The organism is Synechococcus sp. RC10B2, assembly GCF_047502635.1.
The window spans coordinates 59,533-73,230 of sequence record NZ_JANSHO010000018.1 but is presented as its reverse complement, the minus strand read 5'-3'; the positions used below and the strand labels follow the sequence as shown (position 1 = coordinate 73,230).

Below are 13,698 nucleotides of genomic sequence, written 5' to 3'. Positions count from 1 at the left end.
GCCAGGAATTAATAGCGAATCCAGGCATAGGCGGCATCGGAGAGCACCGGCACCTCGGCATAGTGGCCGCGAACGTTCTGCACCCAAGCGTAGACGGTGATGGCGATCACGCCCAGAAGTGCGGTGGTGGCCAAAATGCTGACAAGTGCTGCCAGGCCGAGGTTGCCAAAGAGCATAGCAAACACCTGCATCAACACTTGCACCAAGAACAGGGCAATGTTGAGCAACAGCGCCTGCATGGTGTTGAAGCGAACAAAGTGGGCGACACGGCTGTTGCGGACTAAAAATAGCAGGGCGAGAAATATCCCCACCCCCAACCAGCCTGTGGCCAGGGGCAGCAAGCGCAGCAGTGGACTAAAAATGGGGATCAAACCTGGCAGAGATTGAAACAAACCCGAGGGCACAAAGCCGAAGGGCAGGGCCGATACCAAAGGCAGAAGGTAGGGAAGGGATCCCCACAGCCGATTGATGGGAGTGATGTCGCCGCGCCAGGTCATGTCTCGAGCCCCTCAGTTCAGTGCAGTAGTGCTGGAGTCTGCTTGTTGGTGCGCTTTCAGAATTTCTTTAAACGGCACCTAAGCTTTGCGCTTATTGTAGTCGATGAAGTTGGCCGGCTCAACGCGCCTAGCCCCAAGCTGGCCTCCGCTTTCGAGTGAGGGGGAAACTGTTCAAGATGAGCATCTTGCAGGATTGGGGTTGATATAATCGACGGCAACTCCCACCCACAGTGATTTTTGGCCTCCGCCATGAAGATTTCGCCATCTCTCGCTGCCCGCCTCTTGGGAGCTGTTCTCTGGCAAGCTTGGTCTGTGCTTGTCGGCTTTTTCAACGACCGCCTGTTGCCGGAGCGCTGCCACGTTCGGCCCGAAGCTCTGCCGGAGTGGATGGCTCAGGTGTGGGCCGGCTATCTGCGCTATCGCAAAGCCTCTCGTCCGGGAGCGATTCAGTTTCGCGGCTTGACGGTGGATCCCGGCCAAGAGGGATCCTCAGCTCACCTTGTTGGGGCTGGCCCGCTCCGCTACCGTGGCTGCCCTCTGGAGACAGTTGCCCGGGATGCCGTCCAACCCTTTGGCAAAACCCCTTTTGTGCCCCCCTACCAGCGGCTGCTCAATACGCTGCGCTTGAAGTTGAGCCTGGCCGATGTCGATAGCTATTCGGTCACGCCGGCCCTACAGCGGGTTTACCGCGGCCAAGAGTTGTAAACTACCCGGCTCCGACTGCCCCCCGTATACGGGGGGCAGGGGGATGTAGGGTGGCCGGTTTACAGCAGCCCCCAATAATGCAATGACATAGGCGCTACGCTTCGCTGACGCTAATGCTGCGTTGTAGTCTGCATCCCCTTCCCAACTGCAAGCCGGGTTGACACAACGGAAGCGTTTCCCTTCCCGTTGCCCGATCCACAGGCACTGGTGGCAAATCTGCGAGGTATAGGCAGGCGGCACCACCACAACCGTGACCCCGGCCCGCAGCGCCTTGTAGTGCACAAACTGCCTCAGCTGGTAGAACGCCCAACTATTCGACCGCCGACGCTCCGTTTTGCTCCGTGGCGGTTGGTTGACACGCTCTCCGATTCCAGTTAGGTCTTCCAAGGCAATCGTGCTATTGGTCGCCTTTGCCCTGGAAACAATAGCCTTGCAGATGCAGGGATTGACCCAGGTTTGCAAGCGTCTCTCCTGACCAGACAGCTGTTGCAAGAGTTGGCGGCATCTACGCCGACTAGACCTTGTGCCCTGACTGGCTTTGCATGGGAGCACCGCTCGCAACCAGGATCAACGGCTGTCCATTCCAGGGATCTCCCTCTGAGGTATGGGCAATATCTCTCCTCCCCAAGTCCACCCCAATCGCCTTAGCCGCGGTTTGCAGCTCCGGCGGTTGCGTTTCCACACAAATCGTAGTAAGAACCCTCTTTGCGTTTGACAAGGTGGCCGATTGGGGATTGGTGCCGGCCAGCATCCCTCGTTGATAGTTGCCGATGGACAGCTCCAACCGTTCCCGCCCCTCAACGGTGGTGAGCGATACTGTCCAGTCTTTCGCTCGGAAGGAGAAGATGCGGGCAGCGTAGGTCACGAAGCCCGCCTTGAAGGCTTTGACCGGACGGTTTTTTCTGGCTGGCAGTCTTGCGGGCAGATACCACCCGTCTGCATACCTGTTGTGCCAGGTTGCTGGATAGGCCAAAGCGGGCACGGATGTCGCGGTAACCCAGAGATTGGAGCTTAAGGGCGTTGAGGATCTTCTCCGGCGTGTTTTGGTTGACCCAGTTCAAGGCCTGCACAAAGGCGTCCAGCGTCGCATCTAACTTGGCGGCTTGCGACTCCGATAGGACTCCGTCCCGCTAGCGCGAACAGTTCGCAGGAAATAGTCAAGACTTGGGTCATGCTGTCACTATACATCAACAGACCGCATTCCTCCCGACGCTCGGCTGCGCCAGAGCGCGGGGCTCCTGCGGTTTCTAGCTGACACCGGGCGGAGCAGTAGGGGAGGAGGGGGGATCCCTGGCTAAGGATGGGGGCCGAGAGAAAGCTGAGAAAGGTTGCAAGAAAACTTAATGCCCCTTCCCCGCTGGGGGGCAAGACCTCCTACAGTGGATAAGGAAGGTCATTGGGTTTGTCATGTCCAAAAGCGGCGTGCTCCTGCTGAACTTGGGGGGGCCAGAGACCCAGGCTGATGTGCAGCCCTTTCTCTACAACCTCTTTGCCGATCCCGAGCTGATCCGCCTGCCCTTTCCCTTTTTGCAGAGGGCTTTTGCCTGGGCCATCTCCACGCTGCGGGCGCCCAAATCCCGGCGCAACTACGCGGCCATCGGGGGGGGATCCCCTTTGCGGCGCATCACCGCCGCCCAGGCACAAGCGTTGCAGGCTCAACTGGTGGCGGCGGGCTACGACGTGCCGGTGTATGTGGCCATGCGCTATTGGCACCCGCTGATCGAGTCGGTGGTGCAGCAGATCAAGTCGGATGGGATCACCCGCCTGGTGGTGCTGCCGCTCTACCCGCAGTACTCCATCAGCACCACCGGCTCCAGCTTCAAACTCCTGGATCGCCTCTGGGCCGAAGACCCGGAGCTGGCCCGCATCGAGCGCCGCCAGATCTGCTCTTGGTACGACCAGCCCCAGTATGTCCAGGCCATGGCTAGGGCCATCCGGGAGCAGTTGGATGCCTTCGAGGATCCGGCAGGGGTGCATGTGCTCTTTAGCGCCCACGGCATTCCCGAAAGCTATGTCACCCAGGCCGGGGATCCCTACCAGCAGGAGATGGAGGCCTGCGTCCAGCTCATCTGGCGGGAAGTTGGGCGCCCCAATCGCCACACCCTCTCCTATCAGAGCCGGGTGGGCTCGGTGCGCTGGCTGCAGCCCTATACCGAGACGGTGATCCCAGAGCTGGGAGCGTGCGGGGTCAGGCAACTGCTGGTGGTGCCGATTAGCTTTGTGTCGGAGCACATCGAAACCCTGCAGGAGATCGACATCGAGTATCGGGAGCTGGCCCACCAGGCTGGGATCCGCGAGTTTCGCCGCGTGCCCGCGTTGAATGCCGACCCGCTGTTTATTGCCGGGCTGGTGGCGCTGGTGCGGCCCCATCTGCTCACTTCAGCACCTGCTTTTGTACCGGCGGCGGTGGGCGGCTCGCTGCTGGAGCGATAGCTAAAAGGGATCCAGGCCGCGAGCGGGCCTGGGCAAGCGAGGGTCAAATCCCCAAAAGCAATCGCTTGTTTTTGCGCAGCGGTCAGGTGAGGGTACGGCCTGTCTGGTTGCTTGCGCTCTGGGGATCCTAGCCCTTTAGATCATCGAAGTCTCCCCCCTGTGCACATCGATGAGCGAAGCCCTGCTGAGCAAGTGGCTGCTGACCTATTTCCGCCAACGGCTGCCCTTTCCCAAAGAGTGGCTGCCCCAGGGGAGCTACTGGGTGGGGGGATCCCTGCGGGATGCCTATCTGGCTTGGCTGCGGGGCCAGGCTGGAGACTCCAAGGGGCCGGTGGATCTGGATTTAATGTGTCCGGCGGATCCCGTGGGGTGGGCGGCGGGGGTGGCGCGGCGGCTGAAGGCCGGCTTTGTGGTGCTGGATGCGGAGCGACAGATTGCCCGCATCGTGCTGGGCCAAGGAGGGGCTTCCACCCCCACAGCGGCGACGGTGGACGCGGCCCTGCAGGTGGGCCCCACCCCGGAGGCAGATCTGCGGCAGCGGGACTTCACCTGCAATGCCCTGGCTCTGGAACTGCAGGAGGGGCACCTGTTGGATCCCACGGGGGGGCGGGCAGACATTGAGCAGAGGTGTCTGCGCATGGTTCACCCCGACAACCTCAGTGCCGATCCGGTGCGGCTGTTGCGGGCCTATCGCCAGGCAGCTCAACTGGGGTTTGCGCTGGATCCGGCCACGGCAGAGGCGATTCGTCAGCGGGCCCCCCTTTTGGCCAGGGTGGCGGCAGAGCGGGTGCGGGCCGAGGTGGTGACCTTGTTGGAGACGGGGATCCCCGGCTTGGCCCACCTGCAGGTAGCGGTGGCGGCAGGTCTGCTAGCGGCTTGGCTGCCCCGCCTAGCGCCCCAGAGCCCCGGCTTTGCCCAGGCCCAAGCGGTGTGGCAATGGGCCGAGATCTGGCAGCTTCAGTATCCCCGCACTCTGGCGGAGCTGGCCCAGCCTTTGGCGGATCGGCGCGGCGGCCTGTTGGCAACGGTGTTGGCAGCCCTGCTGTGGGATCCGGCGGGCACCCCTGCCGAGACGGTGGAAGCCGAGCTGGAACGGCTGCGCTTTAGCCGCGCCGAGATGCGGGCCATCCAGAAGCTGCACCAGCTTCTACCCCTGTTGCAAACGCTTCTGACCCATTCCCCCACTCCCGGACAACAGTGGCGGCTCTATCACCAGGCGGGATCCCTCTTCGGCGGCCTGGCCCTGCTGGCAGCAGCCACCGGCAGCAGCCCCCAAGAGATAGAATCCTGGCTCCGGCGCTACGAAGATCCCCAGGATCCCCTGGCCCATTTGGTGCCCCTGCTGGATGGGAACGACCTGCTGCACAGCTTGGGTGCTAAACCCGGACCCTGGGTGGGCCAGTTGCTGCAGGCTCTACAGGAGGCGCAGGCCGCGGGGCAGATCCAAACCCGCGCCGAAGCCCTCTCTTTTGCCCGCCGCTGGCGTGAGAGGAGTTCCCAACCCTAGCCAAAGCGATAGCCGAAGCCGCGCACCGTCACCAAATACTCTGGGTTGCTGGGATCCAGCTCCAACTTTTCCCGCAGCCAGCGGATGTGGACGTCCACCGTTTTGCTGTCGCCCATGAAGTCGGATCCCCAGATGCGCTCCAAGAGCTGTTCCCGCGTCCAGACGCGGCGAGGGTTGGACATAAACAGCTCCAGCAGGCGGAACTCCTTAGGCGAGAAACTCACCTCCACTCCCCGCACCAAGACGCGACACTCTTGGGTAAACATGCAAATATCCCCGTAGCGGAGCACCGTGGCCTCGCTGGCGTGGGACTGCTGCCGACGGCGCAACACGGAGCGACAGCGGGCGATCAGCTCCCGCATGCCGAAGGGCTTGGTCAGGTAGTCGTCGGCTCCCAGCTCCAGGCCCACCACCCGGTCGGTCTCGCTGCTTTTGGCCGTCAGCATCAGGATGGGGATGGTGTTGCCCTCCCGGCGCAACAGCCGGCACAGATCCAAGCCGTTCAAGCCGGGCAGCATCAAATCCAAGATCATCAAATCCAGCCGTTCGGCCGTGTGAACCAGCTCCAGCGCTTGTCGACCATCGGCGGCCTGCAAAACTTGGTATCCCTGTTCTTCGAGAGCAACGGCAACGGTTTCTCGGATTGCATCCTCATCGTCCACCACCAGCAGAGTCTCCAGAAGGGGAGGAGCTTCCTTGACTTGAACTTCGGGAAGTTGACTGGTCATGGAAAGGGTTGCTTGCATGGCAGACTCCGTCTCGCTTGCGCGAACGGCCTCACAGGGGAAAAGCAGCAAAGTTCATCACCCTCAACAGCAGCCCCCCGCTAGGATATCAAACTTCTCAGGCTGGCCAATAGTGGGAAAAGAGGAGCCAAATGCTGGCCAAAAAGTAGAGACGGCGAGGGGGACGACAAGGGTTCCAGGGCGGGCCAGTTTAGGATGATTTAAGATCGGTGCGGAGCTCCATTCCTCTCGGCAACTGGCCCTCTTTCGACCTGGCTATGTCTGCCTCTCCTTCTGCACTCTGGGCCACTGGCGGAGCGATTTTACGGCTGTTGCGCTGGCATAAGCCGGCAGGGCGGCTGATCCTGATGATCCCGGCTTTGTGGGGGGCTTTTCTGGCCGGACGGGGAACGCCGCCTTGGCCGCTGGTGGGGATCCTGATTTTGGGCAGCTTGGCCACCAGCGGGGCGGGCTGTGTGATCAACGACCTCTGGGATCGGGATTTGGATCCCTTGGTGGAGCGCACCCGCAACCGCCCCTTGGCCAGCCGCGAACTGACCGTTGCCGTCGGCATCGTGATGGCGCTGCTGACCTTGGCCTGTGCGGCGGGGCTGGCGCTTTTTCTCAACCCGGTCAGCTTTGCCCTCTGCGTGGCGGCAGTGCCGGTGATCCTGCTCTATCCGGGGGCTAAGCGGGTGTTTCCCGTGCCCCAACTGGTGCTAGCCCTGGCCTGGGGATTTGCCGTGCTCATCAGTTGGACAGCGGTGAGCGGCCAAGATCCCCACACACCCCTGTGGGAGGAGGGGCTGGGCTGGCTGTGGCTGGCCACGGTGTTGTGGACGTTGGGGTTCGATACGGTCTATGCTCTATCGGATCGAGAGGACGACGAACGGGCCGGGATCCACTCCAGCGCCCGCTTTTTTGGGAGACAAACCCCAACGGCGGTGGGGCTGTTTTTCTTGGGCGCCGCCCTTGCCCTCTTGGGGGTGGGGATCAGCCTGCAGTTGCACGCGGTCTATTTCCTTAGCCTGGCAGTTGCCGCCGCTCTCTGGGGCCGGCAAACCTGGCAGCTTCACCAGGTCAATCCCCCTCCCACTCTCTACATGGCCATCTTCGGCCAAAACGTCCTCCAGGGCTTCATTCTCTTGGCAGGGATGATCGCCGGATCCCTGCTGGCCTGAGGAACCCTGGCTGGAGCTAGTTGGGATAGATGCGCAGGCGGCGGTTGGGCTCTTCGCCGAAGCTCTGGGCCCGCAGGTGATAGTGCTCCACTAGCTGGTGCTGCAGCTTGCGGATCAGAGGGGAGCGGGGCAGCAATTCCACCGGCTGGGACTTGGGAATGACGATCTGCTCTACCGCCAGCCGGGCCTCCTCCAAGGCTTCCGTTTCGTCGCCCGAGCTGGCCCGAATGAACAGCTCTAGGTCGGAATCGGAGCCGTCCTCGCTTTCGATGTTGAGGATGTGACGCAGGGCGCGGGCAAGGGCGATCAGGGTATTGGCCTTGACGGTGTGAATCGGGATTTGGCGGGCGTGGGCCAGTTGCTGGATCTTGGAGCGGCTGCGCACCTGGGATCGCAAAGCCAAAACAATATCTGCCTCATCCAGATCTTTGGTGACATCCGCCGACAGCTTCAAAGTCTGGATCACCTGCTCCAGATGGAAGCGGCTAACCCCGTAGGGATAGATCCTCAGCGGCCCATCCAGATCCCGTTGCCGTTCTGCCAGGGCAGCCGCAGCAGGTTCCTCCCAGTCGGCATCCTCTTCCGCCTCAGCCCTGGACTCTGCCTTGGGGCTGGCCATAACTTGAGGCTCAGCACGGGATCCCGCTGCTGCTGGCGGGACAGATTCCTCCCCCTTGGCCGAAGGCGAGCCAGATTCGCCGGGCTGGCGCAGACGAGTTTCACTTGGTTCTAGGGGCAGAGCTTCCATCCGCCCAGAACGGCGCCATCCCCCCCGCTCCCGTGTTGGGGACAGGGTGCTGCCGGCAGGGGGGGGCCACTGGGGCCCAGACAGGGTGGGGCGCTCGATCACCACTTGGCCGCGTTCGTCCAGGCTGCGCAGTTGCACCAGCGGCTCGCGGTTGCGCAGGAGGCGATCCACAGTGGCCGCCACATCTTCGTGGATGACCCAGCGATCCCGCTCCAGCATCTCCACCGCAATCTCAAACGTGGGGGGGGCCTTCCGCTCCAAGACGCTCTTCTGGCAGCCCCGCCGCCGCGCCTCTTCGTCTCCGAGCGTGACCGACTGGATCCCGCCAATTAGGTCGGAGAGGGTGGGGTTTTTGATCAGGTTGTCGATGCGGTTGCCGTGGGCAGTGGCCACCAGTTGCACCCCCCGTTCGGCGATGGTGCGGGAGGCCAGAGCCTCCAACTCGGTGCCGATCTCGTCGATCACCACCACTTCCGGCATGTGATTTTCCACCGCCTCGATCATCACCTTGTGCTGCAGCTCCGGGCTGGCCACCTGCATGCGCCTGGCCCGGCCAATCCCTGGGTGGGGCACGTCGCCATCGCCGGCAATTTCGTTGGAGGTATCGATGATGATGACCCGTTTGTGCAGCTCGTCCGCCAGCACGCGGGCAATTTCCCGTAGGGCGGTGGTTTTGCCCACCCCTGGGCGGCCCAGCAACAGCATCGAGCGGCCCTGCTCCACCAAATCGCGGATCATGCTGATGACGCCGATAACGCAACGCCCTACCCGACAGGTGAGGCCGATGATCGTGCCCTGGCGGTTGCGAATGGCGCTGATCCGGTGCAGAGTTGAGGCAATGCCGGCGCGGTTGTCGCCGCTAAACTCTCCCACTTGGCTGATGACCAGATCCAGGTCGGCGCGGGTGACCACCTCCTCCGAGAGGTAATCGGCAAAGCCGGGGAAGCGGGCTTCCGGGCGGCGGCCCAAATCCAGCACCACCTCTACCAGCCGATCCAACTGGGGATGCTGCTCCAGGCGCTGGCGGATGGAGGCGGGCAGAACGTCCAGCAGCTTGCCCAAATCGTCGTTGTAGAGGACTTGCCCGGGAAAAGAGGTGCGTTCGCTGGAGCGGTGCGGAGCACCTTCCCGATCCGCCGACGGGTTGAAGGGCTGTACTAAGAAACTCATGGTCGGGCAACGTTGTTAAACACTGGAAAAACAGGTTTGTCTGGGGGCCACCGCTCGTTGCTTCACTTGCTGCACCAACTGCTTGGCCACTGGGATCCCACCTGCCAATCCAGGCCCCCCCTCCAAGTAGGTGGCCACCAACTGTCGCGCATAGCTGCCGAAGGCCACCCCCGCCACCGGCCAACGGGGATCCAGCAGCGACACCGTTTGCCCATTGGTTCCTCCTGCCAACTGCACATAGCCGGGCAACCCCATGCTCAACACCTTTCGGGCCAACTTCAGAGTCGCCTTGCCGGCGCCAGCTCCAAGATCCCCGCTCATAGGCCGACCGTCCACCTGCCAGATCAACACCTCCGGCAAGGGATCCATCAAGGCCAGCAAATCCCGCAAATAGACCTCGAGGCCGGGACCATCGTTAAAGCTGATCGAGACGGCCCGCAGCCACCGCAGCCAGGGCTTTAGGGATCCCCACAATTGCGCGAATTGGCTCTGTCGACCGATACGGGTGTGGATTTCCACCGCCTCAACCCCCAGCTCTAGCAAGGACGGCAGGATCTCCGCCGCCGCAACCTGATAGCCTTGGGTGGCGATGCGTTGGTGGGGACACACCGGCTCACAGCGGCCACAGCCGTAACAGAGCTCTGCCCGGATGTGAACCTGGGTGGAAGTGCCTGCCCGGATCAGGGCGTGGGGCGGACAAACGGCTAGGCAGGGCTGCGGACAGTCGGCAGGACAGACGGGATCCGTCAGCACCGCCTTGCGAAAATGCACATCTTCGCCGTCGTTGACGCTGACCATCAACCAGGGGGACCCCACCTGGGGAGCTTCTGCCTGGGCCCGCCGGATCCCTTCTTGGGCAGCTTGCACAATGGCTGGGTCAGCGGCGACGTCAATGCAATCGGCACCGGCAAGCGTGTAGAGGAAAGCTAACTCTCGAATCGACGGCAAGTGGTGGAAACTTGCGCCGCAGATCAGCTTAAACCAAGTACCCTGTTGCAGCGAGACGTTCGGCAAGGTCACAGGCACGGAAGGCCACCGGCAAGATGAGAGTCTGGGCTGCAGGCCGCCTACTTGAGATGGTAGCAAAGAATTTTCGAGGAATCTGAACAGATCCTCAGGCACTCTGCAGAGGTTGCCACCGAATTGACCGCTCTCGACCCAGCTCCACCACAAATTTCACGCCCTTATCTTCTTGGCTCAGCTTCACCAGGTAGGAGAGCTCTTGCCGGCTGAGCACATGCCCCTCGTAAAACCAAAACACCAATCCCTTGGCCTTTGGGGGCAAGGTGGCGCGGTACTGCTCGATCAACGAGGGGTAGAAATAGGTGCGCCGCTGCGATTTGCCCAGCGTGGCAGGCCGCACCCCATGGCTGGACGTCAGATAACTGGCCAGATCCCCAATCCCCTTGCTGGAAAGGGTGACTACCTCGTAGCCAGCTCCGCGCAGCCGCCGCAGGTAGTGCCCTTCCGATCCCCCTTCTGGGGTAACAAAGATGGCCAGAGCCCCACACTGCTCGAGCTGCTGCACAAACTTGGCGCCTGAGCCGACCAGCAACATGGCAATAACTCCGTCGTTTTCAGGGTTAGCAAAAGAATCCCCAGGCCAGCCCGCCTAGGCCGAACGGATCCCTTGCCTGTGCTCATTGTAGCGGGAGTATGTCCCCAGCCAGGGATAGAAGCTACAGATAGAACTCATAGAGAAGCTCGCCGACTCTTTGCCGCGCGGAAACTGCCGGCTTTGGCTGAGGGGTAGCCGACCAATGGTGAAGATACCCGTACCTTCGCCTTTGTGGGGAAGAAGACGTGAAGAAGAGTTAAGATACATACAAGCATCTGCTTGCAAGTCTCAGAAACAGCCGGACAGGGCAACTGGAGAGTCCGGCGGCGATGGCTTCACCCATGTCAGGACGGACAAACCGCTTATGCGACGAGGCAAGCTTTTGACTTGACAGTGGCCGGGTTCGTTACGGCACCCCTCAGCTTGACAGGAGAGCAACAGGCGATGGCTCAAGAAATCTATCCCGTTACCAAAACCGACGCTGAGTGGCGACAACTGCTCACCGAAGAGCAGTACTATGTGCTGCGCCAAGAGGGAACCGAGCCCCCCTTCCGCAACGCCTACTACGACAACAAGGCTCCAGGGATCTATGTCTGCGCTGGCTGTGGGCAGGAGCTCTTTTCCTCGGCAGCCAAATACGACAGTGGCACTGGTTGGCCCAGTTTTTGGGAGCCGATTGCTCCTCATGTGATCGGCACCAAGACGGATTGGAAGTTGCTTGTGCCTCGCACCGAGGTTCACTGCTCCAACTGTGGTGGTCACTTAGGGCACGTGTTTCGGGACGGTCCCCCACCAACGGGTCTGCGCTACTGCATCAACTCTGCTGCTCTGAAGTTCATCCCCGCCACCACCTGAGCCTCTCCTCAGGCAACGCTAGAATTGAGCCACCTGCCTGGGTGAACCTATGTCGGACTACACCTTTTTGGATGCTGCCTCGATTTTGCTGCGGGAGGGTCTGGAGGCGCTTTTGGTGCTGGTGGCTTTGCTGGCCCTTCTGCGCAAAAGTGGGCAGTCGGCCCCGCAGCGCTGGGTGTGGCTGGGGGGATCCATGGGTCTGCTGGCAGCGGTGATGCTCGCCTTGCTGGTGAAGTTGTTTTTCCAGCAGTTGCTGACCCACACCCGCCAAGAGGTACTGGAGGGGATGACTGGGCTGGTGGCAGCAGGTTTGCTGTTTTCGGTCAGCCTCTGGCTGCACCGGCGGGCCGCCCTTGCTTCCTGGCAGACCTTTGTGCAAGAACAAGCCCAGGCAGCGCTCGCCACAGGCCAGGTTTTTTCCCTAGCTTTCCTGGCCTTTGCAGCGGTGTTTCGCGAGGGGGCAGAAACGGTGTTGTTTTACGTGGGATTGGCCCCTTCCCTGGCGGCAAAAGATCTCTGGCTGGGGATCGGTCTGGGATCCCTGCTGCTGGTGGGGATGGCGGTCTTGCTGCTGCAGGTGGGGCTGAAGCTGCCCTTGGGGGCTTTTTTCCGGGGTTTAAGCCTGCTGATTTTTTACTTGGGCTTTAAGTTCCTGGGCAGCGGCCTCCATGCTTTGCAAGTGGCGGGCTGGCTTCCGATCACCCCCTTATCCGGGATCCCGAAGCTGCGCTGGTTGGGTTTGTATCCCACTTGGCAGACGCTGATCCCACAAATGGTGCTGCTGGGAACAGCCTTTGTCTTGTGGATGAGGCAATGGCGGCGGGCTGACTCTGCTCAAAAGCTTTCTCCGTGAGAAACTTTCTTTGCGAGCAGGGTACCTCCCACAACCCTCAAGTTCGAGGGGCTGGGGTTTCGAGGGTTGTTGCTCGAAGTAGCCGGCGATCCTCCCTCTTCCTGGGGTGAGCAAAGTGTCCCGGCTGGACTCAATTCTCGGTGCCCAGCTACGCATTCCGGCCCAGAAAGACGAAGCCCGCCAGCAGGGAGCTGGCAGGCCGCTGGATCTTGTCGGGGATCCCACTTGCGATCGCTGTCGATAAACCGAGACCGATCTGCAGGGTTACCAGAAATCAGGTGTCGTAAACACGGCACTCGACGGCGTCGGGGTTTTCAGCACAGTGCTGCTCAAGGCTGCTGGGAGCTTTGGGCTGGTGGCTGCGGGCTGCCAGCACTTCCTCAACAGCATCCCAAGCTGCACGGCAGTGAGGATCCCCTTCGCCGTACTCAGAACAGATGTTACGGGCGTTTTCCAGCTCTTTGGCAATGACTTCAGACAGTCCCATATTCTCAAGCTCCTTTCAACGAGATGGGGCCAGGGGCCCACGGGTATAATCTGCTGACGCAGATCCGCAGGGATCTAGCGCACTCGCGGATCAACAGGCAGAAACCTGCCGCTCCGCAGGGTAGATAAGTCCAGGATGATGCCTTGCTGCCAACCTATCGATCGCTGTGGATACATTACCATTCTAAGCAGCGACCGCCGGGGGTTGCAGCCACCCTTTTGCGATCTCTTCGGGATCAGCGGGGCTAAGACCTGAAGGCGCCAAACAGTTGTCCAAGCTGTTGCCGCACCTGCTCTGGGGATCCCTGATGGCGCACCTGTCCTTCGGAGAGGAAAATTGCTCCATCCGCCCATTCCAGCTCTGCCAGCCGATGGGTTACCCAGAGAGCGGTGATCCCCTCTTGATCCACCAGGCGGCGGATGCACCGCAGCAACTCCGCCTGGCTCTCGGGATCCAGCAGGGCTGTTGGCTCGTCCAAAAGCAGAACCTCGCTGCGCCGGGCCAGCGCCCCGGCGACTGCCACCCGTTGCTTCTGTCCACCGCTGAGGCCGTGGATGGGCCGGCGGATCAAGTGCCGCAAGCCCACCTGCTCCAAGGCCATTTCCACCCGCTCGGCAATCTCTTCCAACGTGAGGGGTTCTGCCCCCAAACCAAAGGCGACGTCTGCCCCTACCGTCGGCATGAACAGTTGGTGATCCGGGTTTTGAAACACGTGGCCCAGCCGCCCGCGCACCTCCAGGTGGCCCGCTAGGGGCTGAGGATGGGTGAGGGATCCGGACAACAGTTGCAATAGGGTAGACTTGCCGCTGCCGTTAGGCCCCAGCAGCATCCACAACTGGCCTTTGGGAATGACAAAGCTGCACTCCCGCAGAACCGGGGGACGCTCCGGCCAGGCAAAGGTCAGGCCCTCCACCCGAATGGCCGGCGGGGACTCCCTCTTGCCGCCGCGCAAGGACTCTGTCCCCCTCTCCGACATGAG

General features: G+C 61.6%; 13 protein-coding genes and 1 pseudogene. 6 read left to right on the top strand and 8 right to left on the bottom strand.

Features of this window, described 5'->3' with window-relative positions; genetic code table 11:
* Positions 1–8: 8 nt before the first annotated feature.
* Positions 9–497 carry a Tic20 family protein gene (locus NW855_RS03245; RefSeq protein WP_011429915.1) on the bottom strand — a complete coding sequence of 163 codons (489 nt, stop codon included), beginning with the start codon at positions 495–497 and terminating at the stop codon, positions 9–11.
* Between the two features lie 249 nt (positions 498–746).
* Here NW855_RS03245 and NW855_RS03240 point away from each other — a divergent pair, with 249 nt between their 5' ends.
* A complete protein-coding gene (locus NW855_RS03240) occupies positions 747–1,202 on the top strand; it encodes a hypothetical protein (RefSeq protein ID WP_240530479.1) in 456 nt (151 codons plus the stop codon).
* Here NW855_RS03240 and NW855_RS03235 read toward each other — a convergent pair.
* Positions 1,170–2,375 (bottom strand): annotated as a pseudogene (locus NW855_RS03235) (RNA-guided endonuclease InsQ/TnpB family protein). The gene NW855_RS03240 and the pseudogene NW855_RS03235 overlap by 33 nt on opposite strands.
* A gap of 234 nt (positions 2,376–2,609) precedes the next feature.
* On the opposite strand from NW855_RS03235, the gene hemH reads away from it, so the two are divergent.
* Entirely contained in the window at positions 2,610–3,635 is a 1,026-nt protein-coding gene (hemH, locus tag NW855_RS03230; protein ID WP_011429913.1) for a ferrochelatase, read from the top strand.
* 169 nt (positions 3,636–3,804) lie between these two features.
* Positions 3,805–5,142, top strand: a complete 1,338-nt coding sequence (locus NW855_RS03225; RefSeq protein ID WP_414508340.1) for a CCA tRNA nucleotidyltransferase — start codon at positions 3,805–3,807, stop codon at positions 5,140–5,142.
* Here the strand turns inward: NW855_RS03225 and NW855_RS03220 are convergent.
* Positions 5,139–5,870, bottom strand: a complete 732-nt coding sequence (locus NW855_RS03220) for a response regulator (protein ID WP_049749731.1) — start codon at positions 5,868–5,870, stop codon at positions 5,139–5,141. The two genes, NW855_RS03225 and NW855_RS03220, sit on opposite strands and share 4 nt — an antisense overlap.
* A gap of 275 nt (positions 5,871–6,145) precedes the next feature.
* Between NW855_RS03220 and NW855_RS03215 the strand changes: the two genes are divergently transcribed.
* Positions 6,146–7,048, top strand: a complete 903-nt coding sequence (locus NW855_RS03215; RefSeq protein WP_011429910.1) for a 4-hydroxybenzoate solanesyltransferase — start codon at positions 6,146–6,148, stop codon at positions 7,046–7,048.
* Between the two features lie 16 nt (positions 7,049–7,064).
* On the opposite strand, the gene NW855_RS03210 is transcribed toward NW855_RS03215, so the two are convergent.
* The 3 genes from NW855_RS03210 to ndhN all read right to left on the bottom strand — a co-directional run bounded on the left by NW855_RS03210 (position 7,065) and on the right by ndhN (position 10,524).
* Positions 7,065–8,966, bottom strand: coding sequence for a R3H domain-containing nucleic acid-binding protein (locus NW855_RS03210; protein WP_011429909.1), 1,902 nt, complete (start codon positions 8,964–8,966; stop codon positions 7,065–7,067).
* Between the two features lie 15 nt (positions 8,967–8,981).
* Positions 8,982–9,986 carry an LdpA C-terminal domain-containing domain gene (locus NW855_RS03205; protein WP_414508339.1) on the bottom strand — a complete coding sequence of 335 codons (1,005 nt, stop codon included), beginning with the start codon at positions 9,984–9,986 and terminating at the stop codon, positions 8,982–8,984.
* A gap of 94 nt (positions 9,987–10,080) precedes the next feature.
* The gene (gene ndhN / locus NW855_RS03200) at positions 10,081–10,524 is read right to left on the bottom strand and encodes an NAD(P)H-quinone oxidoreductase subunit N (RefSeq protein WP_011429907.1); all 444 of its coding nucleotides are present in this window, start codon (positions 10,522–10,524) and stop codon (positions 10,081–10,083) included.
* Positions 10,525–10,968: 444 nt separating this feature from the next.
* Between ndhN and msrB the strand changes: the two genes are divergently transcribed.
* Positions 10,969–11,379, top strand: coding sequence for a peptide-methionine (R)-S-oxide reductase MsrB (gene msrB / locus NW855_RS03195; RefSeq protein ID WP_011429906.1), 411 nt, complete (start codon positions 10,969–10,971; stop codon positions 11,377–11,379).
* Positions 11,380–11,428: 49 nt separating this feature from the next.
* Positions 11,429–12,232, top strand: a complete 804-nt coding sequence (locus tag NW855_RS03190; protein ID WP_099812250.1) for an FTR1 family iron permease — start codon at positions 11,429–11,431, stop codon at positions 12,230–12,232.
* Between the two features lie 274 nt (positions 12,233–12,506).
* Here the strand turns inward: NW855_RS03190 and NW855_RS03185 are convergent, their stop codons facing one another.
* Positions 12,507–12,719 (bottom strand): CP12 domain-containing protein, encoded by a 213-nt coding sequence (locus tag NW855_RS03185; protein WP_099835041.1) that lies wholly within the window; start codon positions 12,717–12,719, stop codon positions 12,507–12,509.
* 244 nt (positions 12,720–12,963) lie between these two features.
* Entirely contained in the window at positions 12,964–13,695 is a 732-nt protein-coding gene (locus tag NW855_RS03180; RefSeq protein ID WP_099812251.1) for an energy-coupling factor ABC transporter ATP-binding protein, read from the bottom strand.
* Positions 13,696–13,698 lie beyond the last annotated feature (3 nt).

Coding starts and splice junctions, on each gene's coding strand:
- msrB (WP_011429906.1), top strand. CDS start 10,969: ATGGCTCAAGAAATCTATCCCGTTACCAAAACCGACGCTGAGTGGCGA.
- NW855_RS03210 (WP_011429909.1), bottom strand. CDS start 8,966: ATGAGTTTCTTAGTACAGCCCTTCAACCCGTCGGCGGATCGGGAAGGT.
- ndhN (WP_011429907.1), bottom strand. CDS start 10,524: ATGTTGCTGGTCGGCTCAGGCGCCAAGTTTGTGCAGCAGCTCGAGCAG.
- NW855_RS03190 (WP_099812250.1), top strand. CDS start 11,429: ATGTCGGACTACACCTTTTTGGATGCTGCCTCGATTTTGCTGCGGGAG.
- hemH (WP_011429913.1), top strand. CDS start 2,610: ATGTCCAAAAGCGGCGTGCTCCTGCTGAACTTGGGGGGGCCAGAGACC.
- NW855_RS03185 (WP_099835041.1), bottom strand. CDS start 12,719: ATGGGACTGTCTGAAGTCATTGCCAAAGAGCTGGAAAACGCCCGTAAC.
- NW855_RS03215 (WP_011429910.1), top strand. CDS start 6,146: ATGTCTGCCTCTCCTTCTGCACTCTGGGCCACTGGCGGAGCGATTTTA.
- NW855_RS03225 (WP_414508340.1), top strand. CDS start 3,805: ATGAGCGAAGCCCTGCTGAGCAAGTGGCTGCTGACCTATTTCCGCCAA.
- NW855_RS03220 (WP_049749731.1), bottom strand. CDS start 5,870: ATGACCAGTCAACTTCCCGAAGTTCAAGTCAAGGAAGCTCCTCCCCTT.
- NW855_RS03180 (WP_099812251.1), bottom strand. CDS start 13,695: ATGTCGGAGAGGGGGACAGAGTCCTTGCGCGGCGGCAAGAGGGAGTCC.
- NW855_RS03240 (WP_240530479.1), top strand. CDS start 747: ATGAAGATTTCGCCATCTCTCGCTGCCCGCCTCTTGGGAGCTGTTCTC.
- NW855_RS03245 (WP_011429915.1), bottom strand. CDS start 497: ATGACCTGGCGCGGCGACATCACTCCCATCAATCGGCTGTGGGGATCC.